Origin of the sequence: Streptomyces sp. NPDC018026 (assembly GCF_044327745.1) — a bacterium.
In the GTDB taxonomy this organism is placed as follows: Bacteria; Actinomycetota; Actinomycetes; order Streptomycetales; family Streptomycetaceae; genus Streptomyces; species Streptomyces rubrogriseus.
In genome coordinates, this window is record NZ_JBIRFY010000008.1 from 205,106 (window position 1) to 226,692 (window position 21,587).

Annotated in this window: 22 protein-coding genes; 13 read left to right on the forward strand and 9 right to left on the reverse strand. The window is 72.8% G+C overall.

Annotated elements, in window-relative coordinates:
• Window positions 1–97 precede the first annotated feature (97 nt).
• A complete protein-coding gene (locus tag ACH4D3_RS25040) occupies window positions 98–667 on the reverse strand; it encodes a TetR/AcrR family transcriptional regulator (protein WP_398325856.1) in 570 nt (189 codons plus the stop codon).
• A gap of 100 nt (window positions 668–767) precedes the next feature.
• Between ACH4D3_RS25040 and ACH4D3_RS25045 the strand changes: the two genes are divergently transcribed.
• Entirely contained in the window at window positions 768–2,258 is a 1,491-nt protein-coding gene (locus ACH4D3_RS25045; protein ID WP_398325859.1) for an MDR family MFS transporter, read from the forward strand.
• Here ACH4D3_RS25045 and ACH4D3_RS25050 read toward each other — a convergent pair.
• From ACH4D3_RS25050 to ACH4D3_RS25075, 6 genes are all read right to left on the reverse strand, one after another.
• Entirely contained in the window at window positions 2,248–2,442 is a 195-nt protein-coding gene (locus ACH4D3_RS25050; RefSeq protein WP_003977636.1) for a hypothetical protein, read from the reverse strand. The genes ACH4D3_RS25045 and ACH4D3_RS25050 overlap by 11 nt on opposite strands.
• 115 nt (window positions 2,443–2,557) lie before the next feature.
• Complete coding sequence (locus ACH4D3_RS25055) at window positions 2,558–3,421, reverse strand: phosphatidylinositol-specific phospholipase C/glycerophosphodiester phosphodiesterase family protein (protein WP_398325862.1); 864 nt, start codon at window positions 3,419–3,421, stop codon at window positions 2,558–2,560.
• Between the two features lie 175 nt (window positions 3,422–3,596).
• Window positions 3,597–4,685 carry an acyl-CoA dehydrogenase family protein gene (locus ACH4D3_RS25060; protein ID WP_398325865.1) on the reverse strand — a complete coding sequence of 363 codons (1,089 nt, stop codon included), beginning with the start codon at window positions 4,683–4,685 and terminating at the stop codon, window positions 3,597–3,599.
• Window positions 4,682–5,863: an acyl-CoA dehydrogenase family protein gene (locus ACH4D3_RS25065; RefSeq protein WP_398325868.1), complete on the reverse strand. Its 1,182-nt coding sequence runs from the start codon at window positions 5,861–5,863 to the stop codon at window positions 4,682–4,684. Before ACH4D3_RS25065 ends, ACH4D3_RS25060 begins: the two co-directional genes overlap by 4 nt.
• The gene (locus ACH4D3_RS25070; RefSeq protein ID WP_398325871.1) at window positions 5,860–6,840 is read right to left on the reverse strand and encodes an NADPH:quinone oxidoreductase family protein; all 981 of its coding nucleotides are present in this window, start codon (window positions 6,838–6,840) and stop codon (window positions 5,860–5,862) included. The genes ACH4D3_RS25065 and ACH4D3_RS25070 overlap by 4 nt, the downstream gene beginning before the upstream one ends.
• 91 nt (window positions 6,841–6,931) lie before the next feature.
• Window positions 6,932–7,507 (reverse strand): helix-turn-helix domain-containing protein, encoded by a 576-nt coding sequence (locus tag ACH4D3_RS25075; RefSeq protein WP_398325874.1) that lies wholly within the window; start codon window positions 7,505–7,507, stop codon window positions 6,932–6,934.
• Window positions 7,508–7,584: 77 nt separating this feature from the next.
• On the opposite strand from ACH4D3_RS25075, the gene ACH4D3_RS25080 reads away from it, so the two are divergent.
• The 8 genes from ACH4D3_RS25080 (at window position 7,585) to ACH4D3_RS25115 (ending at window position 15,493) form a co-directional block, all read left to right on the forward strand.
• Window positions 7,585–8,586, forward strand: coding sequence for an NAD(P)/FAD-dependent oxidoreductase (locus tag ACH4D3_RS25080; protein WP_398325877.1), 1,002 nt, complete (start codon window positions 7,585–7,587; stop codon window positions 8,584–8,586).
• Between the two features lie 90 nt (window positions 8,587–8,676).
• The gene (locus ACH4D3_RS25085; protein WP_398325880.1) at window positions 8,677–10,215 is read left to right on the forward strand and encodes an ATP-dependent DNA ligase; all 1,539 of its coding nucleotides are present in this window, start codon (window positions 8,677–8,679) and stop codon (window positions 10,213–10,215) included.
• Entirely contained in the window at window positions 10,212–10,673 is a 462-nt protein-coding gene (locus ACH4D3_RS25090) for an NUDIX domain-containing protein (protein ID WP_398325883.1), read from the forward strand. The genes ACH4D3_RS25085 and ACH4D3_RS25090 overlap by 4 nt, the downstream gene beginning before the upstream one ends.
• 133 nt (window positions 10,674–10,806) lie before the next feature.
• Window positions 10,807–12,192: an NADP-dependent succinic semialdehyde dehydrogenase gene (locus ACH4D3_RS25095; RefSeq protein ID WP_398325886.1), complete on the forward strand. Its 1,386-nt coding sequence runs from the start codon at window positions 10,807–10,809 to the stop codon at window positions 12,190–12,192.
• Window positions 12,193–12,217: 25 nt separating this feature from the next.
• Window positions 12,218–12,454: a DUF6213 family protein gene (locus ACH4D3_RS25100; RefSeq protein WP_003977626.1), complete on the forward strand. Its 237-nt coding sequence runs from the start codon at window positions 12,218–12,220 to the stop codon at window positions 12,452–12,454.
• Window positions 12,455–12,549: 95 nt separating this feature from the next.
• Window positions 12,550–13,752: a 1,3,6,8-tetrahydroxynaphthalene synthase gene (locus ACH4D3_RS25105; RefSeq protein WP_398325889.1), complete on the forward strand. Its 1,203-nt coding sequence runs from the start codon at window positions 12,550–12,552 to the stop codon at window positions 13,750–13,752.
• On the forward strand, window positions 13,749–14,963 hold the full coding sequence (locus ACH4D3_RS25110; RefSeq protein WP_398325892.1) for a cytochrome P450: 1,215 nt from the start codon (window positions 13,749–13,751) through the stop codon (window positions 14,961–14,963). Before ACH4D3_RS25105 ends, ACH4D3_RS25110 begins: the two co-directional genes overlap by 4 nt.
• Window positions 14,960–15,493 (forward strand): cupin domain-containing protein, encoded by a 534-nt coding sequence (locus ACH4D3_RS25115; protein ID WP_398325895.1) that lies wholly within the window; start codon window positions 14,960–14,962, stop codon window positions 15,491–15,493. The genes ACH4D3_RS25110 and ACH4D3_RS25115 overlap by 4 nt, the downstream gene beginning before the upstream one ends.
• Here ACH4D3_RS25115 and ACH4D3_RS25120 read toward each other — a convergent pair.
• Entirely contained in the window at window positions 15,490–16,716 is a 1,227-nt protein-coding gene (locus ACH4D3_RS25120; RefSeq protein ID WP_398325898.1) for an acyl-CoA dehydrogenase family protein, read from the reverse strand. The genes ACH4D3_RS25115 and ACH4D3_RS25120 overlap by 4 nt on opposite strands.
• 170 nt (window positions 16,717–16,886) lie before the next feature.
• On the opposite strand from ACH4D3_RS25120, the gene ACH4D3_RS25125 reads away from it, so the two are divergent.
• Complete coding sequence (locus ACH4D3_RS25125; RefSeq protein ID WP_398325901.1) at window positions 16,887–17,543, forward strand: TetR family transcriptional regulator; 657 nt, start codon at window positions 16,887–16,889, stop codon at window positions 17,541–17,543.
• Between the two features lie 37 nt (window positions 17,544–17,580).
• Here the strand turns inward: ACH4D3_RS25125 and def are convergent, their stop codons facing one another.
• Entirely contained in the window at window positions 17,581–18,120 is a 540-nt protein-coding gene (def, locus tag ACH4D3_RS25130; protein ID WP_398325904.1) for a peptide deformylase, read from the reverse strand.
• 179 nt (window positions 18,121–18,299) lie between these two features.
• Between def and ACH4D3_RS25135 the strand changes: the two genes are divergently transcribed.
• The 3 genes from ACH4D3_RS25135 (at window position 18,300) to ACH4D3_RS25145 (ending at window position 21,482) form a co-directional block, all read left to right on the forward strand.
• Window positions 18,300–19,538: a MurT ligase domain-containing protein gene (locus ACH4D3_RS25135; RefSeq protein WP_003977619.1), complete on the forward strand. Its 1,239-nt coding sequence runs from the start codon at window positions 18,300–18,302 to the stop codon at window positions 19,536–19,538.
• 23 nt (window positions 19,539–19,561) lie between these two features.
• On the forward strand, window positions 19,562–20,290 hold the full coding sequence (locus tag ACH4D3_RS25140) for a type 1 glutamine amidotransferase (RefSeq protein WP_398325907.1): 729 nt from the start codon (window positions 19,562–19,564) through the stop codon (window positions 20,288–20,290).
• Window positions 20,291–20,456: 166 nt separating this feature from the next.
• Complete coding sequence (locus ACH4D3_RS25145; protein WP_398325910.1) at window positions 20,457–21,482, forward strand: 6-phosphofructokinase; 1,026 nt, start codon at window positions 20,457–20,459, stop codon at window positions 21,480–21,482.
• Window positions 21,483–21,587: the final 105 nt, after the last annotated feature.

Here is a 21,587-nt window from a genome sequence, read left to right on the forward strand (position 1 = left end):
TGGATCTTGCCGGGGTCGCGGGCCACAAGGCGCCGTCGCTCGGAGCCGGCCTGATCCAAACGACACCCCCTAGCCGGACCCCCTCCCCGTTCGGCCGTCAGCGCACCAGGGGCAGGAAGATCGTGTCGACGATCTCCTCGACGACGTCCTCGGAGACCGGTGCGAGGGTCGCGAGGATCTCCTGGCGCAGCAGGTCGAAGGGGAGGGACCGGACGCGCCCGGTGAGCCGTTCCGGCCTGGCCTCGCCGCGGGCGACGGCCCGGTCGTAGACCTCGGCGAGCGCGTCCGCGGACTTCCCGCGCGCCGAGTCGAGCAGCTCCCCGGGGTTGGTGCCGGTCTCCTGGCAGTAGCCGGCCAGGTGCGCGTACATGAGGATGACGAGCTGGGCGTTGGCGGTGCCGATCTCCCGCATGAGGGCGAGGACGTCCCCCCGCAGGCTTCCCGTGTCGGGGGTGTCGACGCGGGCTTCCTCCAGGACATGGGCGACGGCTGCCCGGGCCAGCTCGTCGCGGTGCGCCCAGCGCCGGTACAGCACCGGCGGGCTGGTGCCCGCGCGCCTGACGACGCCGTCCATGGTGAACCGGGCGTAGCCGCGCTCGGCGAGTTCGTCCCAGGCCGCGTCCAGGAGTGCCTTCTCCAGTGCCGCTCCGCGGCGCCGCTGCGCCATCCACGCCTCCGTCAAGCGAGAAAGGATTGCCTTTCTTATCCTATCGCCCTACCCTGCCGAGAGTAAGAAAGGACGCTCTATCTTAAGGAGGTGGGGGTTCGTGAGCATCCCCCATGGGGCCGCGCCCTCGGCGGCACCCCCCGGTCGCGTCGACCCGGCCGTCCGGCGCACCGGGGCCACCCTCGTCGTGGGCGCGCTCGCCGTCGTCTTCGACACCACCGTCGTCAGCGTCGCGCTGGACGACCTGGCGAAGGCGTTCGACGCCCCGCTGGCCACCGTCCAGTGGGTGAGCACCGGCTACCTGCTGGCGGTGTTCGTCACCATCCCGCTCGCCGTGTGGGCCCAGGCGCGCTTCGGCGGCCGACGGCTGTGGACCGGAGCGCTGGGCGGGTTCCTGATCGGCTCGGTCCTGAGCGCGCTGGCGTGGAACGCCACGAGTCTGATCGTCTTCCGTGTCGTCCAGGGCCTGGCGGGCGGCATCATGATGCCGCTCATGGCCACGCTGCTCATGCAGGCGGCCAAGGGCCGTCACCCGGGCAAGGTCATGGCGATCATCACGGTGCCCACCGCGCTGGGCCCGATCCTCGGCCCGGTCCTGGGCGGCCTCATCCTGCATCTGGCCGACTGGCGCTGGATGTTCCTCGTCAACATCCCGTTCTGCGTCGTCGGCGGGTGGCTGGCCCTGCGGAACCTCCCCGACGACCGGCCGGAGCCCGGCCGCCCCCGCGTCCGCCTGGACGTCGTCGGTCTGCTCCTGCTCTGCCCGGGCGTCACCGCCCTGGTCTACGGCCTGTCCCGGGTCGAGGGCAGTGCCGGATTCGCCGGCGCCGCGGTCCTCGTGCCGCTGCTCGGCGGACTCGCCCTCGTCGGCGGGTTCACGGCCCGGTCCCTGGCCCGACCCCGCGGCGCCCTGGTCGATCTGCGGCTGTTCCGCCATCGCGCGGTGGCCTCGTCCGCCACCCTGCTCTTCCTGGGCGGCATCGCCCTGTACGGGCCGATGATGCTGCTGCCCCTGTACTTCCAGCAGGTCCGCGGCGAGGACGCCCTCGGCGCCGGGCTAGCGCTCATCCCGCAGGGTGTGGGGGCGCTGCTCGCACGCGGCCTGGCGGGCGGATACCTGGACCGCGTCGGGCCCCGCCGGGTCGCCGTCACCGCCTTCGCCCTCGTCGCCGTGGCCACGGTGCCGTTCGCCTTCGTCACGGCCGACACCGGCGCGACCGTGCTCATGGCCGCGCTGTTCGTCCGCGGCATCGCGCTCGGCGCCGCCATGATCGCGCCGATGGGCGCCGCCTACGTCGGGCTGCGGCACCAGGAGATCCCGGACGCGGGTGTCATCACCCGCGTCGCCCAGCAGATCGGCGGCTCCGTGGGCATCGCCGTGCTCGCCGTCGTCCTGCAGCACGCCTCGCTCGGCGCCCACGGCCCGAGCGCCCTGGCCGGCGCCTTCGACCGGGCCTTCTGGTGGTCGGTGGCCCTCACCGCTCTCGCCGTCCCGCTGTGCCTGCTGCTGCCCGGCCGGCCGGAGCCCCCGTCCCCCGCCGCGACGGCGCAGCCCGACGCGGCGGTCGAACCCCGCCGCCCTACGGTCTGAGGCTGCCCACGATGTCCGCGGTCGCGGTCAGTCCGCTGTTGATGGTCGGGGCGATGCTCGTGCTCGCCAGGTAGAAGCCGAGCAGCAGACACACCAGGGCGTGCGAGACCTTCAGCCCGCCGTTGCGCAGGAAGAGCACCGCCAGGATGGACAGCAAGAGCACCACAGAGATGGAAACGGCCATCGTCAACCTCCTCCGCCACGTCCACTTCGCGGCGTTCGGCCGTAAGTGTGGCGTAGCGGAGGGTTCGTCCGGGCGGCTGACCTGTCCTCCGAACGAGTGGTGTCCCGGCGTCGCCCTACGCGGCGCGGTGGGCGTCGAGGAACGCTTCGAGGCCCCCTAGGTCGTCGGTGTTGAGGTGGTCGACACCGGCGGCGAGCAGTTCGGCCCACACGGCGTCCCGCGCCGGCCCCGCCGCATCGGGCGTGGCCCAGAAACGCACCCGCTGCCCGCGCGCGTGTGCCGCGCCCACGATGTCCCGCAGTCTGCGCCGCTCGGCCGCCGGGAAGGTGCCGACGCCCTGCCAGGTGAAGTTGAGCGTCCAGTTGTCGCTGATCAGCGGGACGAACGAGGCCGGGGCGGAGGTGCCGAGGTCGGTGAGGCGGCCGTCGTAGAAGGCACGGCGGCTGCGCTGAGCCTCCATGGGCGCACGGGCCGCCCGGTCGCCGGAGACGACCGCCGTGACCGCGCCCGGGAAGACCCGCCCGTGGGCGTAGGAGGTGAACAGGTGCTTGTAGCGGCGCAGTCGGCGGTCGAGTTCGAGGTAGGTCGCCTCGCCCTCGGTCTTGATGTCGATCAGGAGTTGCAGGGAGCCGCGGTCCCGTCGGTAGACCCGGCCGTGGTGCGCGCGGACGCGGGCGGCGAGCGGGTCCAGGTAGAGCGACTCCAGGGTGCGGGACGGGTCGAGGTCCTCGGGGTCGTGGGCGACCAGGAGTTGGCCGCCGACCAGGTAGATGTCGGCCTCGACGCTGCCGAAGCGGTGGTCGAGGGCGTCGAGGAGGGGCCGGGGGTGCTCGTAGTCGTTGTGGGCGTGCGCACGCCACAGCGGGCGCGGTCCGTGCCCGCCCTGGGACGCCAGCGCCGAGCCGGCGGGCAGGGCGACCGCGCCCGCGAGGGCGGCGCCGAGAGTGGTGAGGGCTCTGCGTCGGGTGGTGAGGGCCATGCTCTGCCTCCCTGGAAGTGCCGTACGGGACGCCTGTGAGTATGGGGTCCCGACGGCCCCAGGGAGCAGAGCCGTGCGGTGAGTTGGCCGGACCGCCGCCGGTCGTTCACTTCGGTCGTTCGCCTCGCCCGCGCGGGTTTCCCCCACCGGCCGCACCCGCGCGCGGGCGGGTGCGTCAGGGAGCCCGCAGGTCGACCAGTTCGGCCAGCGCCGCGCGGTGGGCGCCCGCCGCTCCGTAGGCGATCGAGTCGGCCTTGGCCCGCTTGAGGTACAGGTGGACCGGGTGTTCCCACGTCATGCCGATGCCGCCGTGCAGTTGCAGCGCCTCCTCGGCGGCGTGCACGGCGACCTGGGCCGCGTACGCCTGGGCCACGGCCACGGCCACGTCGGTGTCCGCGCCGGTCGCCAGGGCGTCGGCCGCGTTCCGGGCCGCGGCACGCAGGCCCGCCACCTCCAGCCACAGCCCGGCCAGCCGGTGCTTGAGCGCCTGGAAGCCGCCGACCTGACGGTTGAACTGCTTGCGTTCCTTGAGGTAGCGGACCGTCTCGGTCAGCAACCAGTCGGCGAGGCCCAGCTGTTCGGAGGTGAGCAGCCCGGCACCGGTCCGCAGGGCACGGCGCACGGCCGGTTCCGCGTCACCGAGGCGACGCCCCGGGGCGCCGTCGAGGGTCACGCGCGCCAGCGGCCGGGTGGAGTCGAGCGACACCTGCTCGGTGACCGTGGCCTCGGCGGCGCCGACCGCGTACAGGCCCCCGTCGTCCGCGGGCACGAGCAGCACGTCGGCGACGGACGCGTCGGCGATGCCGGTCAGCTCCCCGTGCAGCGCGCCCCCTTCGAGCCGTACTCGCGGGGCGGCGCCGCCCGGTGCGACGTGCAGCCCGACGGCGAGCACGGCGACGGTGGTGGCGGACGCCAGCTCGCCGAGCAGGTCGTCCGCGCCGCAGGCCAGCAGCGCCTCGGTGGCGACGACGGCGCTCGTCAGGTACGGCACCGGTGCGACCGCGCGGCCCAGTTCCTCCAGGACCACGGCGGCTTCGCGGTGGGTGGCGCCCTGTCCGCCCAGTTCCTCCGGGATCAGCAGGCCCGCGAGGCCCATCGAGTCGGCGAGGGCCTTCCACAGCGACACGTCGTGGCGGGCGTCCGATTCGGTGCGGGTGATGACGCCCGCCGGGTCGCAGTGGTCGGTGAGCAGGTCCCGGACGGCGGCGCGCAGCGCCTCTTCCTCCTCCGAGAGGAGCAGGGCGGGTTGCGGCTGTGCGCTCATCGGGCGAGGTCCTTCCATGCGACGTCCTTGTCGGTGCGCGGCTCGGCGGGCAGGCAGAGGACGCGCTCGGCGACGATGTTCAGCAGCACCTCGCTGGTCCCGCCCTCGATGCTGTTGCCCTTGGACCGCAGGTAGCGGTACCCGGCGTCGCGGCCGGTGAAGTCGACCAGTTCGGGGCGGCGCATGGTCCAGTCGTCGTAGAGCAGGCCCTCCTCGCCGAGGAGTTCCACCTCCAGGCCGCTGATCTCCTGGTTCAGCCGGGCGAAGTTCAGCTTCATGCCGGCGCCCTCGGGTCCGGGCTGGCCGGCCGCCAGTTGCTGGCGCAGGCGTACGCCGGTGAGGCGGGCGACCTCGGCCTCGACCCACAGGCCGAGCAGCCGCTGGTGCAGGTCGTGGGTGCGCAGTTCGGGGCGTTCCCGCCAGGTCCCGGCGAGCTTGCCGATCATGCCGCCCTCGCGGGGGATCGGCGTGCCGCCGATGGCGACGCGTTCGTTGTTCAGCGTGGTCTGCGCGACCCGCCAGCCGTCGCCGACCTCGCCGAGGCGGCGGGAGTCGGGGATGCGGACGTCGGTGAGGAACACCTCGTTGAACTCGGCCTCGCCGGTGATCTGGCGCAGCGGCCGCACCTCGACGCCGGGGTCGGTCATGTCGCACACGAAGTACGTGACGCCCCGGTGCTTGGGCACGGCCGGGTCGGTGCGGGCGATGAGGATGGCCCAGCGGGCGAGGTGCGCGCTGGAGGTCCACACCTTCTGCCCGTTGACCACCCAGTCCTCGCCGTTCCGCACCGCGCGCGTGCCGAGGGCGGCCAGGTCGGACCCGGCGCCCGGCTCGCTGAAGAGCTGGCACCAGACCTCCTCGCCGGTCCACAGCGGGCGCAGCAGTCGGCGCTGCTGCTCCTCGGTGCCGTACTGGAGGATGGTCGGGGCGGCCATGCCGAGGCCGATGCCGATGCGCCGGGGGTCGTTGTCGGGGGCGCCTTCCGCGGCCAGCTCGGCGTCCACGACGGCCTGGAGGGCGCGCGGGGCGCCGAGGCCGCCGAGGCCCTCGGGGTAGTGCACCCAGGCGAGTCCCGCGTCGAAGCGGGCGCGCAGGAAGTCCAGGCGTCCGGTGGTCTCCGGCGGGTGGGCGGCCAGCAACTCCTGGGTACGGCGGCGCAGTTCCGCTGCGTCGGTCATGCGGCGGCTCCCTTCTCCAGCTTCTCCGGTACGACGGTCACCCGGCCGGTCGTGCTGCCGTCGGCGACGCGCTGCACGGCGTCCGCCGCCCCGCCGAGCGGGACCCGCTCGCTCACCAGCGGCTTGACGGCGCCCTGTGCGGCCAGTTCGGTGAGCTGCTCGTGGCAGTGCCGGACCAGCTTCGGGTTCTTGGTGTTGTACAGGCCCCAGTGCAGGCCGAGGATGGTGTAGTTCTTCACCAGCGCGTGGTTCAGCGCCGGGCTGGGGATCGTGCCGCTCGCGAAGCCGACGACGACGATCCGGCCCTCGAAGGCGACGACCTTGGCGGACTGGGCGTAGGCCTGGCCGCCCACGGGGTCGTAGATCACGTCGGCGCCCCGGCCGCCGGTGGCCTCCTTCACGGCCGCGACGACGTCCTCGGCGTGCCGGTCGACGACCACGTCGCAGCCCAGTTCGCGGGCGACGGCCGCCTTCTCCGGGCCGCCGACGACGCCGACGACGGTGGCACCGGCCGCCTTGCCGAGCTGCACGGCGGCGCTGCCGACGCCGCCCGCGGCGGCGTGGACGAGCAGGGTCTCGCCGGCTTCCAGCCGGGCCCGGCGGTGCAGGCCGAACCAGCCGGTCTGGTAGCCGATGTGCAGGGCGGCCGCCTCCGCGTCGTCCAGGGAGTCCGGCGCGGGCAGCAGGGCGCGGGCGTCGGCGAGGGCGTACTCGGCGAAGCCGCCGTGCGGCAGCGCGGGGTTGGCGATGACGCGTCGCCCGTCCTCGGTCTCGCCGCAGATCTCCACGCCCGGTGTGAACGGCAGCGGCGGCCGGATCTGGTACTGCCCCCGGCACAGCAGGGCGTCCGGGAAGTTGATGTTCGCGGCGCGGACCCTCAGCAGGACCTGGCCCTCGCCGGGCGTCGGCGGCGCCACGTCCGCGAGGCGCATCACCTCGCCCGGCTCGCCGTTCTCGTGCACCTGCCATGCCTGCATGCGGGGCCTCCACCGACTGCGTCGTCCGACCGGGTCAACCGCATACTAAGCGGTCGCTTGCCGATCAGGGAACAGGGTGCGGGGTGCCGGGTCACGCCTGCGCGGGCCGGGCCCGTACGTGCATCCGCTCGCCCTGCGGGCCGAAGAGGCTGAGGAACTCGGCCGGTCCCTCGCCCGTCGACCCGAACCAGTGCGGCACCCGGGTGTCGAACTCCGCCGCCTCCCCCGCCGACAGCACCACGTCGTGCTCGCCGAGCACGAGCCGCAGCCGTCCCGAGAGGACGTACAGCCACTCGTACCCCTCGTGGGTGCGCGGGTCCGGCTCCTCCCGGCGCTGGGGCTCCAGCACCTTGAACGCCTGGAGGCCGCCCGCCTGGCGGGTGAGCGGCCAGTGGGTGCGGCCGTGGCGCACGATGGGCTTGGCGCGCACCCGGGGATCCCCGACCGGTGGCGCGCCGACCAGTTCGTCCAGCGGCACCTGATGGGCCTGGGCGATCGGCAGCAGCAGTTCGAGGCTCGGTTTGCGCAGGCCCGACTCCAGCCGCGACAGGGTGCTGACCGAGATGCCGGTCGCCTCGGACAGTGCGGCCAGGGTCACCTCCCGCTCCTTGCGCACCTGGCGCAGCCGCGGCCCGACACCGGCGAGGACATCGTCTGCGGTCGTCATGCATTTATTGCAGTTCCGGCAAACGTATTTGTCAATCCCGTCGGATCCGAGCGACCTTGTGGGTGGAGGTGGTCACCATGACCCAGCACACGAACCTGAACGATCCGAAGGACCTGAACGATCTGGAGGACATGAAGGATCTGAAGGACCCGGCCGGGACGTACGACGTGGTGGTCGTCGGCGGCGGCGCGGCCGGGCTCTCCGCCGCGCTCGTCCTGGGCCGCTCCCGGCTGCGCACCCTGATGGTCGACGCCGGTGAGCCGCGCAACGCGCCCTCGGACCACATGCAGGGCTACCTGACCCGGGACGGCATGTCCCCCGCCGAGTTCCTGGCCCTCGGCCGGGAGGAGATCGCCCGCTACGGGGTGGACCTGGTCCGCGACCGCGCGGTGGACGTGTCCCGGGGCGAGGACTTCGCGGTGGAGCTGGCCGGCGGGGACACCGTGCACGCCCGTCGGCTGATCGTCACCACCGGCCTCAGGGACGAGCTGCCGGCCGTGCCCGGAGTCGCCGAGCGGTATGGCCGGGATGTGCTGCACTGCCCGTTCTGCCACGGCTGGGAGGTGCGGGACGAACGCTTCGGCGTCCTCGCCACCAGCCCGCTCAGCGTGCACCAGGCCCTGATGGTGTCCGGCTGGTCGGACGACGTGACGCTCTTCCTGCACACGGTCGCCGAGCGGGAGCTGTCCGACGACGACCTGCGGCGGCTCGCCGCGGCCGGGGTCAAGGTGGTGCCCGGCGAGGTGGCCGCCCTGCGGATCGACGACGACCGGCTGACCGGGGTGCGGCTGGCGGACGGCACGGCGCACGACCGCACGGTGGTGTTCGTCGCCCCGAAGGCGGTCCCGCGGACCGGCCTGATGGAGCGGCTGGGGGCGGAGCTGCAGGAGACGCCGTTCGGCGCCTACCCGGTGGTGGACCCGACGGGCCGGACCAGCGTGCCGGGCGTGTGGACCGCCGGCAACGCGATGGGCTTCGCCGAGCAGGTCGTCCACGCGGCGAGCGGCGGGTACCGCGCGGCGTCGGCGGTCGTCGGCGACCTGATCATGTCGGACCTGGACGCCGCCCTCGCGGAGTGAGGGCACTCCGGAACGCCCGGGGAGGGCATACGCGGCCTCGCGCGGCAGCCGCGGGGTGTGCGCCCGCCCGCTCCGGTGCACCATGACTGCATGCTGCTTGCCCGGTTGGCCCAGGTGTCCCGGGAGGTCGCCGCCACGTCGGCGCGGTCCCGGAAGACCGTCCTGCTCGCTGAGCTGTTCCGCGAGGCGGAGGCGGCGGACGTGCCGGTCGTCATCCCGTACCTGGCGGGACGGCTCCCGCAGGGCCGGATCGGCGTCGGCTGGAAGGTGCTGAGCCGGCGGGTCGCGCCCGCCGCCGAACCGACCCTGACCGTACGTGACGTGGACGCCCGGCTCACCCGGCTCGGCGCGGTCTCCGGCGCCGGTTCGCAGGCCGAGCGGACCCGGCTGGTCGGCGAGCTGATGGGTGCCGCCACGGAGGACGAGCAGCGGTTCCTGATCGGCCTGCTGACCGGTGAGGTCCGCCAGGGTGCCCTGGACGCGGCCGCCGTCGAGGGCCTGGCCGCCGCGACGGACGCTCCCCCGGCGGACGTACGGCGTGCGGTGATGCTCGCGGGGTCGCTCCAGACGGTGGCCGAGGCCCTGCTGGCCGACGGGCCCGGCGCCCTCGACCGGTTCCGGCTCACCGTCGGCCGGCCCGTGCTGCCGATGCTGGCGCACAGCGCGTCCTCGGTCGCCGAGGCGGTCGGCAAGCTCGGCACCGCCGCCGTCGAGGAGAAGCTGGACGGCATCCGCGTCCAGGTGCACCGGGACGGCGGCACCGTACGGGTGTACACCCGCACCCTGGACGAGATCACCGACCGGCTCCCCGAGGTCACCGGGGCGGCCCTGGCGCTGCCCGGCGAGCGGTTCATCCTGGACGGCGAGGCGATCTCCCTCGACGAGGACGGGCGCCCCCGCTCCTTCCAGGAGACGGCCGGCCGGGTCGGCTCCCGCACCGACGTGGCCACGGCGGCACGGGCGGTCCCGGTCTCCGCGGTCTTCTTCGACGCGCTGTCCGTCGACGGCCGCGACCTGCTCGACCTGCCGCTGACCGAGCGGCACGCGGAGCTGGCCCGGCTGGTCCCCGAGCCCCTGCGGGTACGGCGCACGCTGGTGCGCGGCACCGAGGAGACCGGGACCGCCGAGGAGTTCCTCGCCGAGACGCTGGCGCGCGGGCACGAGGGCGTCGTCGTCAAGGGGCTCGACGCCGCCTACAGCGCGGGACGGCGCGGCGCGTCCTGGCTGAAGGTCAAGCCGGTCCACACGCTCGACCTGGTGGTGCTGGCCGCCGAGTGGGGCCACGGCCGCCGCACCGGCAGGCTCTCCAACCTCCACCTGGGCGCCCGCACCGCCGACGGCTCCTTCGCGATGCTCGGCAAGACCTTCAAGGGCATGACCGACGCGCTGCTGACCTGGCAGACCGAGCGCCTGACGGAGCTGGCCGTCGAGGAGCACGGCTGGGGCGTGACCGTACGCCCCGAGCTCGTCGTCGAGATCGCCTACGACGGCCTGCAGCGTTCCACCCGCTACCCGGCCGGCGTCACCCTCCGCTTCGCGCGCGTGGTCCGCTACCGCGAGGACAAGCGCCCCGGGGACGCGGACACCGTGGACACCCTGCTCGCCGCACACCCCGGGGTGGCCCCGTGAGGCGCAGCGCGGGTCTGCTGCTGCACCGGCGCGCCCCCGGCGGCGAGCTCCAGGTGCTCCTCGGTCACATGGGCGGCCCGTTCTACACCCGCCGGGACGCCGGGGCGTGGACCGTGCCCAAGGGCGAGTACGACTCCGGGGAACCGGCGTGGGAGGCGGCCCGGCGGGAGTTCGAGGAGGAGCTGGGGCTGCCGCCGCCCGAGGGCGAGGCCGTCCCGCTCGGCGAGGTGCGCCAGGCGGGCGGGAAGCTCGTCACGGTCTGGGCCGTGCGGGCCGACCTCGATCCGGCGACGGTCGTGCCCGGCACCTTCCGCATGGAGTGGCCGCCGAGGTCGGGGCGGACCGAGGAGTTCCCCGAGCTGGACCGGGTGGCGTGGTTCGGCCTCGACCGGGCCCGCGAGGTGATCGTGAAGGCGCAGGCCGCGTTTCTCGACCGGCTGGCTGAGCACTCGCACTGACGAGAGGCGACGACGCACGGCGGCTTCCGGACGCGCGACGGGCCGCGGCACCCATCTGCGGGACCCGTCCGCGTTGCGGTACCCCACGCCGCGCGCCAAGGTCGAAGCACGCATGCACCCAGGGAGGTCGGCCATGCCCATCGCGACGGTGAACCCGGCGAACGGCGAGACGCTCAGGACGTACGAGGCCATGGGCGAGGAGGAGATCGAGCGCCGGATCGAGCTCGCGGAGGCCACCTTCCGCACCTACCGGACCACGGGGTTCTACGAGCGGGCCGGGCTGATGCGCCGCGCCGCCGATCTCCTCGAGGCCGACCGGAAGGAGATCGGCACGGTCATCACCACGGAGATGGGCAAGCCGGTGCGGCAGGCCCGCGCCGAGGCGGCCAAGTGCGCCAAGGCGATGCGCTGGTACGCCGACCACGCGGCGGAGCTGCTGGCCGACGAGGAGCCGGACGACGCCGACGTGAAGGACTCCGGCGCCTCCCGGGCGCTGGTCCGCTACCGGCCGCTGGGCCCGGTGCTCGCGGTGATGCCGTGGAACTTCCCGCTCTGGCAGGTGATCAGGTTCGCGGCGCCCGCGCTGATGGCGGGCAACGTCGGGCTGCTCAAGCACGCCTCGAACGTGCCGCAGACCGCCCTGTACCTGGAGGATCTGTTCCACCGGGCGGGCTTCCCCGAGGGCTGCTTCCAGACGCTGCTCATCGGTTCCGCCCAGGTCGACGGCATCCTGCGCGACGAGCGGGTACGGGCCGTCACCCTCACCGGCAGCGAGCCCGCGGGCCGCGCGGTGGCCTCCACGGCCGGGGAGATGATCAAGAAGACGGTGCTGGAGCTGGGCGGCAGCGACCCGTTCGTCGTCATGCCGTCCGCCGACGTCGAGCGGGCCGCCGAGGTGGCGGTGACCGCGCGCACCCAGAACGCCGGGCAGTCGTGCATCGCCGCCAAGCGGTTCATCGTGCACACGGACGTCTACGACGCCTTCGCCGAGCGCTTCACCGAGGGCATGCGGGCGCTGAAGGTCGGCGACCCGATGGACGAGGGGACCGAGGTCGGCCCGCTCTCCAGCGAGCAGGGCCGCAGCGACCTGGTGGAGCTGGTCGACGACGCGGTGCGCGGCGGCGCGACGGTGCTGTGCGGCGGCGAACGCCCGGACGGGCCGGGCTGGTACTACCCGCCGACCGTCCTGGCGGACGTCACCCGCGAGCTGCGCATCCACCGCGAGGAGGCCTTCGGACCGGTCGCCACCCTCTACCGGGCCGCCGACCTGGACGAGGCGGTGCTGATCGCCAACGACACGCTCTTCGGGCTCAGTTCGAACGTGTGGACGCGCGACGACGCGGACGTGGAGCGTTTCGTCCGGGACCTGGAGGCGGGCGGCGTGTACGTGAACGGGATGACGGCGTCCCACCCGGCGTTCCCGTTCGGCGGGGTCAAGCGGTCGGGCTACGGGCGTGAGCTGTCCGGGCACGGAATCCGCGAGTTCTGCAACATCACCACCGTATGGCACGGAGCGTGAGCCTTCCGCGACTACGATCCCCTTTGTGAACCGCGAAGTGACCCTGCCTCTGATCGTCGACGACCGCGGCACGCTTCAGGTCGCCGCGTCCGACGTGAGCAAGCTGCTGCGCACGGTCGGCGGGCGGTGGCTGCGGCTGGTGGAGACCGGCGAGGAGAGCCTGGACGAGGACACCGTCGCGGCCCTCACCATCGAGCTGGCCAAGCTGGCCGACCGGATCGACGTGGCGTGCATCGCCCACAGCAGCGGCCCCTCCTCCTGACACGGCCCCTCCTCCTGACGCCCCGCGCCGAGCCGACGCGTTCCCCGAGACGGAGTAACCCGGCGAGAGATCACCGCTCCGGTGAGTGATCGTGGATGGGCACCCCTGAAAAGGTGCACCACTTTCCGGCCGGGGGGCGCAAGCCTTCCGCGAGGCGAAAGCAGGCACGGTTCATGGCGACTTTGTGCAGACCCTCGGTGTCCGTCCCGGAGCACGTGATCACGATGGAGGAGACGCTGGAGCTGGCGCGTCGGCGTCACACGGACCATCCTCAACTGCCGCTCGCGCTCCGGCTGATAGAGAACACCGGGGTCCGCACCCGGCACATCGTGCAGCCCATCGAGGACACGCTGGAGCACCCCGGCTTCGAGGACCGCAACAAGGTCTACGAACGGGAGGCGAAGTCCCGCGTCCCGGCCGTGATCCAGCGTGCTCTGGACGACGCGGAGCTGCTCACCACCGACATCGACGTGATCATCTACGTCTCCTGCACGGGCTTCATGATGCCGTCGCTCACGGCGTGGCTGATCAACGAGATGGGTTTCGACAGCACCACCCGCCAGATACCCATCGCCCAGCTGGGCTGCGCGGCCGGCGGTGCCGCGATCAACCGCGCCCACGACTTCTGCACCGCCTACCCCGAGGCCAACGCGCTCATCGTGGCCTGCGAGTTCTGCTCGCTGTGCTACCAGCCCACCGACCTCGGCGTGGGCTCCCTGCTCTGCAACGGCCTCTTCGGCGACGGCATCGCCGCCGCGGTGGTCCGCGGCCGGGGCGGCACCGGAGTGCGGCTGGAGCGCAACGGCTCGTACCTGATCCCCAAGACCGAAGACTGGATCATGTACGACGTGAAGGCGACCGGTTTCCACTTCCTGCTGGACAAGCGGGTGCCGGCCACCATGGAGCCGCTCGCGCCGGCGCTCAAGGAGCTGGCGGGAGAGCACGGTTGGGACGCCGCCGACCTGGACTTCTACATCGTGCACGCGGGCGGCCCCCGGATCCTCGACGATCTCAGCAAGTTCCTCCAGGTGGACCCGCACGCCTTCCGGTTCAGCCGGGCGACGCTCACCGAGTACGGCAACATCGCCAGCGCCGTCGTCCTGGACGCGCTGCGCCGGCTGTTCGACGAAGGGGGCGTCACCGACGGGGCGCGCGGGCTGCTGGCCGGTTTCGGTCCGGGCATCACCGCCGAGATGTCCCTGGGCTGCTGGCAGACCGCGGACGTGCGGCGCGGCGTGCGACAGGACGTGACGCGGACCGCGGCACGCGGTGTGACGCGAGGTGTGAGGCAGACATGAGCGAAGAGACGATCTCCCGGACCGTGCCGCCCGTCCGGGACTGGCCGGCCGTCGACCTGCCCGGCAGCGACTTCGACCCGGTGCTGACCGAGCTGATGCGCGAGGGCCCCGTCACCCGGATCTCACTGCCCAACGGCGAGGGCTGGGCCTGGCTGGTGACCCGCCACGACGACGTCCGCCTGGTCACCAACGACCCCCGGTTCGGGCGCGAGGCAGTCATGGACCGCCAGGTCACCCGGCTGGCCCCGCACTTCATCCCGGCGCGCGGCGCGGTCGGCTTCCTGGACCCGCCCGACCACACCCGGCTGCGCCGCTCGGTGGCCGCGGCCTTCACCGCGCGGGGCGTGGAGCGCGTGCGCGAGCGGTCCCGGGGCATGCTCGACGAGCTGGTCGACGCCATGCTGAGGGCGGGTCCGCCCGCCGACCTCACCGATGCGGTGCTGAGCCCGTTCCCCATCGCGGTGATCTGCGAGCTGATGGGTGTGCCGGCCACCGACCGGCACGCCATGCACACCTGGACCCAGCTGATCCTGTCCTCCTCGCACGGCGCCGAGGTCAGTGAGCGGGCCAAGAACGAGATGAACGCCTACTTCTCGGACCTCGTCGGGCTCCGGTCCGACAGCACGGGCGAGGACGTCACCTCGCTGCTGGGTGCCGCCGTGGGGCGGGACGAGATCACGCTGTCGGAGGCCGTCGGACTCGCGGTGCTGCTCCAGATCGGCGGCGAGGCGGTCACCAACAACAGCGGGCAGATGTTCCACCTGCTGCTGACCCGCCCGGCGCTGGCCGAACGCCTGCGCTGCGAGCCGGAGATCCGTCCCCGGGCCATCGACGAGCTGCTGCGCTGGATCCCGCACCGCAACGCGGTGGGCCTGTCCCGGATCGCCCTGGAGGACGTGGAGGTCAAAGGGGTGCGGATCCGCGCGGGCGACGCCGTCTACGTCTCGTACCTGGCGGCCAACCGCGATCCGGAGGTGTTCCCCGACCCGGACACCATCGACCTCGACCGCTCCCCCAACCCGCACGTGTCCTTCGGCTTCGGCCCGCACTACTGCCCCGGCGGCATGCTGGCGCGGCTGGAGTCGGAGCTGCTCCTCGACGCGGTCCTGGACCGGGTGCCGGGGCTGAAGCTGGCGGTGGCGCCGGAGGACGTGCCGTTCAAGAAGGGTGCGCTGATCCGCGGGCCCGAGGCCCTGCCGGTGACGTGGTGAGCGGCCTGGTCGCGGCGGCCGAGGGCCTGCTGGTGCCGCCCGGTCAGGGCCGGGTGGTACAGGCGCCGGCCCAGCACGTGACCTTCAAGGTGACCGGTTCGCACTCGCGCATGGCGTCCACCTTCGAGGTGATCGTGCCGCCGGGGTTCGACGTCGGCGCCCATGTGCACACCCGCAGCGAGGAGCTGTTCTACGTGCTGGAGGGCGAGCTGGACGTGCTCGCCTTCGAGCCGCGGATCCGTACCCCGGACAGCTGGCGGAAGTGGGAGTCGAGTTCGGGCAACCGGGTGGTGCGCGCCACCCCGGGCACGGTCATCGTCGTGCCCCCGGGCTGTCCGCACGCCTTCGCGAACCCGACGGGTGAGCCGGCCAAGATGTTCTTCCAGGCCAGCCCGCCCCCGGACCACGAGCGCTACTTCGAGGAACTGCTGGAGATCCTCGGCGACGGCGGCCCGCCGGACCACGAGGCGATCGAGGCGCTACGGGCGAAGTACGACATCGAGCAGCTCACGCCGCTGCGCCACGGTTAGCGGATCGGCATCCCCGCCAGCGTCCGCGCGATCACCAGCCGCTGGATCTCACTCGTGCCCTCGAAGATCGTGTAGATCGCGGAGTCGCGGTGCATCCGCTCCACCGGGTACTCCCGCGTGTAGCCGTTGCCGCCCAGGATCTGGACCGCCTGGGCGGTCACCTTCTTCGCGGTCTCGCTCGCGAAGAGCTTGGACATCGAGCCCTCGGCCGCCGTGAACGGCTTGCCGTTGATCGCCATCCAGGAGGCCCGCCACACCAGCAGCCGCGCCGCGTCGATGGAGGTGCGCATGTCGGCGAGCTGGAAGGCGACGCCCTGGTTGTCGATGATGGGGCGCCCGAACTGCTCCCGGGTCTGCGCGTACTCCAGCGCCACCTCGTACGCGGCACGGGCCGTGCCGACCGCCATCGCGCCGACCGCCGGGCGGGACGCCTCGAAGGTGGCCATCGCCGCGTTCTTCACCCGCTCGCCGCCCTTCTTGGCCTTCTCCCGGGCGCGGGCGAGGCGGGCGTCCAGCTTCTCCTTGCCACCGAGCAGGCAGGAGCCGGGCACCCGCACGTTGTCGAGGACGACCTCGGCGGTGTGCGAGGCGCGGATGCCGTGCTTCTTGAACTTCTGGCCCTGGGACAGCCCCGGCGTGTTCGGCGGCACGATGAACGAGGCGTGACCCTTGGAGCCCAGGTCCGGGTCGACGACCGCGACGACGACGTGGACATTGGCGATGCCGCCGTTGGTCGCCCAGGTCTTGGTGCCGCTCAGCACCCACTCGTCCTTGGCCTCGTCGTACACGGCACGCGTGCGCATGGAGGCGACGTCCGAGCCGGCGTCGGGCTCGGAGGAGCAGAAGGCGGCGACCTTGACGTCGTTGGCGTCGCCGTACATCTGCGGGATCCAGGTGCCGATCTGCTCCTCGGTGCCGTTGGCGAGGACGCCGACGGCGGCGAGTCCCGTGCCGACGATCGACAGGGCGATGCCCGCGTCGCCCCAGAACAGCTCCTCCATCGCCATGGGGATGCCGAGGCCGGTGGGGTCGAAGTACTGCTGGGCGTAGAAGTCCAGGGAGTAGATGCCGACCTTGGCGGCCTCCTGGATGACCGGCCAGGGGGTCTCCTCGCGCTCGTCCCATTCGGCGGCCGCGGGGCGGATGACGTCGGCCGCGAAGCCGTGCAGCCAGTCCCGGACCTCCTTCTGTTCGTCGCTCAGCTCCATGGTGAACTCGGCCATGTCCCCTCCAGTGACGCCCATGCATGTTACTTGCGGTAACACCGAGTCTGTTACCCGCGGGTAGGAAAAGTCAACTCCCGGGACCACCTCGCCCTCCCGTTCGATGGCCCTCGTCCCGTGAGTGTTAGTTTGCGCAGGCGTCACCGAAACAGCACGGGTGGGGAGAGCACATGAACACCACGCAGCGGGCCGATCAGCAGACGTCCGCCGACCGCAGACGGCGCGAGCTGCTCGAGGCCGCCGACCGGGTGGTGCTGCGCGACGGTCCACACGCCTCCATGAACGCCATCGCCGCCGAGGCGGGCATCACCAAGCCGATCCTGTACCGCCACTTCGGCGACAAGGGCGGACTCTACGCCGCCCTCGCCGTCCGCCACACGGACGCCCTCCTCGCCTCGCTGCGGGCCGCCCTGGACGCCCCGGCCCAGCGCCGCCAGCGCGTCGAGGCCACCCTGGACACCTATCTTGCGGCCATCGAGGCCCGCCCGCAGGTGTACCGCTTCCTGATGCATCCGGCGGAGGGCGCCGGCGCCCCGGGCGACCAGTCCGAGCAGGGCTTCGACGTCGGCAGGCACTCGGCGCCGCTGCTGCGCCGCATGGGCGAGGAGCTGGCCCAGGTCATCGAGGAGCGCCTCGACGTCGGTCCTGGCACCCAGCAGCTGGCCCGGGTCTGGGGGCACGGCATCGTCGGCATGATGCACGCCGCCGGGGACTGGTGGCTCGGCGAACGTCCCTGCCCTCGGGAGGAGTTGGTGCGCACCCTGGCCGACCTGCTGTGGGGCCGGCTCGCCGAGGCGGGGGACAAGGCGGGCGGCCCGGGGTTCTGACCTCCGGCCTCCCCCGGTCCGTCGTCGGCGCGGGCGCTCAGCGGTGCCAGGACGCCCGGGCCACCTGGCGCATCAGCTTCCGGTGCCGCCGGCCGGTCAGGCGATCGGCGTAGACCCGCCCCTCCAGGTGGTCGCACTCGTGCTGGAGGCACCGGGCGAAGAACCCCGTCCCGCGCACGGTGACCGGCTCACCGGCCACCGTGAAGCCCGTCACCACCGCCTCGTCGTGCCGCTCGGTGCCCGCCTCCAGACCCGGCAGCGACAGACAGCCCTCGGGACCGCGCACCACCACCCCGCCGGTCTCCACCAGCCGGGGGTTCACCACGTGCCCGAGGTGCCGCTCGTCCTCGTCGTCCGGGCAGTCGTACACGAAGACGCGCACCGCCTCGCCGATCTGGTTCGCGGCCAGGCCCACGCCGTGGGCGGCGTACATGGTCGCGAACAAGTCCTCCACGAGCGCCGCGAGTTGTGGACCAAAGTCCGTCACCTCCGCGCAGGGGGCGTGCAGGACGGGGTCGCCGAGGAGGCCGAGGGGACGGACGCGCCCGTGGGCGCCCGGGATGGAGCCTTGTCGCATGGCGGCCAGAGTAAGGTCCCTGTGTTCCCCCGGCGGCACGCGCCCACCGCCGGAACCGGTGGCCGGTGCCGCGATTCGGGAGTGCGAATGGATCTCGATAGGCTGAGGTCCACACCACGTGGCCGTCAGGCTTCACAGGCTTCAGGCGCGGCGCGTACGGCAAGGAGGATCGAGAACTGATGGCAGGCAACTCGGACCCGCTCACGCCGCGGGCCAAGATCGCCGTGACCGCGGGCAAGGCGGTCGCGGCGGCATCGCGCGCCGCTGGGCGCGGCAGCGGTTCGGTGATCGGCGGCCGGGTCGCGCTGAAACTCGACCCCGACCTCCTCGGCCGGCTCGCCGGGCACCTGGACGTGACCCTGGTCTCGGCGACCAACGGCAAGACCACCACCACCCGGCTCATCGCCGAGGCGCTCAAGGCGGCCGGACCGGTCGTCTCCAACGCGCTCGGCGCCAACATGCCGGCCGGCATCACCTCGGCGCTGGCGGGCGGCGCGGACGCCCGCTACGGGGTCATCGAGGTCGACGAGAAGTACCTCGTCGGCGTCGCGCAGGCCACCGACCCGAAGTGCATCGCGCTGCTCAACCTCTCCCGCGACCAGCTGGACCGCGCCGCCGAGACCCGCATGCTCGCCGAGAACTGGCGCGAGGGCCTGGCCGGCTCGAAGGCCGTGGTCGTCGCCAACGCCGACGACCCGCTGGTGGTGTGGGCCGCGTCCTCCTCCCCGAACGTGATCTGGGTCGCCGCCGGGCAGATGTGGAAGGACGACGCCTGGTCCTGCCCGTCCTGCGGCGGCGTCATGCAGCGCCCGGGCGACGACTGGTTCTGCGGCGAGTGCGGCTTCCGCCGCCCGACGCCGAGCTGGGCCCTGTCCGGCGACCACGTGCTCGACCCGCACGGCTCCGCCTGGCCCATCCACCTCCAGCTGCCGGGCCGCGCCAACAAGGCCAACGCCGCCTCCTCGGCCGCCGTCGCCGCCGTCTTCGGGGTGCCGCCCCAGGTCGCCCTGGAGCGCATGTACCAGGTGCAGGCGGTCGCCGGGCGCTACGACGTCGTCCAGTTCCAGGGCCGCGACCTGCGCCTGCTGCTCGCCAAGAACCCGGCGGGCTGGCTGGAGACCTTCTCCCTGATCGACCCGCCGCCGGCCCCGGTGATCCTCTCGGTGAACGCGCGCGGCGCCGACGGCACCGACACCTCCTGGCTGTGGGACGTGGACTACACCCGGCTGTCCGGCCATCCGATCTGCGTGGTCGGGGACCGGAAGCTGGACCTCGCGGTGCGCCTGGAGGTCGCGAACCAGCAGTTCCAGGTGTGCGAGGACCTCGACCAGGCGGTGCAGCTGTGCCCGCCGGGACGCATCGAGGTCATCGCGAACTACACCGCCTTCCAGGACCTGCGCCGCCGCGTCGGCAACTGACCGCGAGACTTCAGGGGATTTTCGTGAGCGACAACCAACTGCGGATCGTCTGGATCTACCCGGACCTGCTCAGCACGTACGGCGACCAGGGCAACGCCCTCGTCGTGGAGCGCCGGGCCCGCCAGCGCGGCCTCGACGTGGCCCGGCTCGACGTGCGCAGCGACCAGCCGATCCCGACCTCCGGCGACATCTACCTCATCGGCGGCGGCGAGGACCGGCCGCAGCGGCTCGCGGCCGAGCGGCTGCGCCGCGACGGCGGCCTGTACCGGGCGGTGGAGAACGGCGCGATCGTCTTCTCGGTCTGCGCCGGCTACCAGATCCTGGGCCACGAGTTCATCAACGACCTGGGCCAGCGCGAGCCGGGCCTCGGCCTGCTCGACGTGGTCTCCACCCGCGGCGAGGGCGAGCGGTGCGTCGGCGACGTCCTCGGCGACATCGACCCGCGCCTCGGCCTGCCCCCGCTGACCGGCTTCGAGAACCACCAGGGCGTCACCCACGTCGGGCCCAATGCCCGCCCGCTCGCCCAGGTCCGCTTCGGCAACGGCAACGGCACGGGGGACGGCACCGAGGGCGCGTACAACGACACGGTCTTCGGCACCTACATGCACGGCCCCGTGCTGGCCCGCAACCCGCTGATCGCGGACCTGCTGCTCAAGCTGGCCCTCGACGTGAACGCGCTGCCGCCGACCGACGACCGCTGGTACGAGGCGCTCCGCAACGAGCGCATCGCGGCTGCGCAGCAGCCTGCCTGACCCTCCCGGGACGGGCCCGTCTGATGACTCGTCCGCACAGGTGAGCGGGCACGTCCAGCAGGCGGACGCACGGTTCGGTCCCGCCCCCCGATGCCGCTAGGGTGGCGGGGATCGAGCCGGACAGCGCGGTCCGGACCCGTGCCACGTTGAGAAGGTATTTCGGGCTATGCGCATTGGTGTCCTCACGTCCGGCGGCGACTGCCCCGGCCTGAACGCCGTCATCCGGTCCGTCGTGCACCGCGCCGTCGTCGACCACGGCGACGAGGTCATCGGTTTCCGGGACGGCTGGAAGGGCCTCCTGGAGTGCGACTACCTCAAGCTCGACCTCGACGCGGTCGGCGGCATCCTGGCCCGCGGCGGCACCATCCTCGGCTCCTCCCGGGTCCGGCCCGAGCATCTGCGGGACGGCGTCGAGCGGGCCCGCGGCCACGTCCAGGAACTCGGCCTCGACGCGATCATCCCGATCGGCGGCGAGGGCACGCTGAAGGCGGCCCGGCTGCTGTCCGACAACGGCCTGCCGATCGTGGGCGTGCCGAAGACCATCGACAACGACATAGCGGTCACCGACGTCACCTTCGGCTTCGACACCGCGGTGACCGTCGCCACCGAGGCCCTGGACCGGCTGAAGACCACCGCCGAGTCCCACCAGCGGGTGCTGATCGTCGAGGTCATGGGCCGGCACACCGGCTGGATCGCGCTGCACTCGGGCATGGCGGCCGGTGCGCACGCCGTCGTCGTCCCGGAGCGGCCCTTCGACATCGACGAGCTGACCGCGAAGGTCGGGGCGCGTTTCTCCGCGGGCAAGCGGTTCGCGATCGTGGTGGCGGCGGAGGGTGCCAAGCCGAAGGCCGGGACCATGGACTTCGACGAGGGCGGCAAGGACGTCTACGGCCACGAGCGCTTCGCCGGGATCGCCCGCCAGCTCTCCATCGAGCTGGAAGAGCGGCTCGGGAAGGAGGCGCGGCCGGTGATACTCGGGCACGTCCAGCGCGGCGGGACGCCCACGGCGTACGACCGGGTGCTGGCGACGCGGTTCGGGTGGCACGCGGTGGAGGCGGTGCACCGCGGGGAGTTCGGGATGATGACGGCGCTGCGCGGGACGGACATCGAGATGGTGTCGCTGGCCGACGCGGTGGAGTCGTTGAAGACGGTGCCGGACGCGCGGTACGCGGAGGCGGAGTGCGTGCTCTGACCTGCCGGTCGGAGCTCGGGCCTTGAGGTGATTCGCGGTCCGCGGGCCGTAGGTGGCTTGTCGCGCAGTTCCCCGCGCCCCTTCGGGACGCTTCACCCGCCCCCG

Bases quoted from the DNA above. Each gene is read 5' to 3' on its own strand.
- ACH4D3_RS25040 (WP_398325856.1), bottom strand. From the start codon at position 667: ATGGCGCAGCGGCGCCGCGGAGCGGCACTGGAGAAGGCACTCCTGGAC.
- ACH4D3_RS25050 (WP_003977636.1), bottom strand. From the start codon at position 2,442: ATGGCCGTTTCCATCTCTGTGGTGCTCTTGCTGTCCATCCTGGCGGTG.
- ACH4D3_RS25055 (WP_398325862.1), bottom strand. From the start codon at position 3,421: ATGGCCCTCACCACCCGACGCAGAGCCCTCACCACTCTCGGCGCCGCC.
- ACH4D3_RS25060 (WP_398325865.1), bottom strand. From the start codon at position 4,685: ATGAGCGCACAGCCGCAACCCGCCCTGCTCCTCTCGGAGGAGGAAGAG.
- ACH4D3_RS25065 (WP_398325868.1), bottom strand. From the start codon at position 5,863: ATGACCGACGCAGCGGAACTGCGCCGCCGTACCCAGGAGTTGCTGGCC.
- ACH4D3_RS25070 (WP_398325871.1), bottom strand. From the start codon at position 6,840: ATGCAGGCATGGCAGGTGCACGAGAACGGCGAGCCGGGCGAGGTGATG.
- ACH4D3_RS25075 (WP_398325874.1), bottom strand. From the start codon at position 7,507: ATGACGACCGCAGACGATGTCCTCGCCGGTGTCGGGCCGCGGCTGCGC.
- ACH4D3_RS25080 (WP_398325877.1), top strand. From the start codon at position 7,585: ATGACCCAGCACACGAACCTGAACGATCCGAAGGACCTGAACGATCTG.
- ACH4D3_RS25085 (WP_398325880.1), top strand. From the start codon at position 8,677: ATGCTGCTTGCCCGGTTGGCCCAGGTGTCCCGGGAGGTCGCCGCCACG.
- ACH4D3_RS25095 (WP_398325886.1), top strand. From the start codon at position 10,807: ATGCCCATCGCGACGGTGAACCCGGCGAACGGCGAGACGCTCAGGACG.
- ACH4D3_RS25105 (WP_398325889.1), top strand. From the start codon at position 12,550: ATGGGCACCCCTGAAAAGGTGCACCACTTTCCGGCCGGGGGGCGCAAG.
- ACH4D3_RS25110 (WP_398325892.1), top strand. From the start codon at position 13,749: ATGAGCGAAGAGACGATCTCCCGGACCGTGCCGCCCGTCCGGGACTGG.
- ACH4D3_RS25120 (WP_398325898.1), bottom strand. From the start codon at position 16,716: ATGGCCGAGTTCACCATGGAGCTGAGCGACGAACAGAAGGAGGTCCGG.
- ACH4D3_RS25125 (WP_398325901.1), top strand. From the start codon at position 16,887: ATGAACACCACGCAGCGGGCCGATCAGCAGACGTCCGCCGACCGCAGA.
- def (WP_398325904.1), bottom strand. From the start codon at position 18,120: ATGCGACAAGGCTCCATCCCGGGCGCCCACGGGCGCGTCCGTCCCCTC.
- ACH4D3_RS25135 (WP_003977619.1), top strand. From the start codon at position 18,300: ATGGCAGGCAACTCGGACCCGCTCACGCCGCGGGCCAAGATCGCCGTG.
- ACH4D3_RS25145 (WP_398325910.1), top strand. From the start codon at position 20,457: ATGCGCATTGGTGTCCTCACGTCCGGCGGCGACTGCCCCGGCCTGAAC.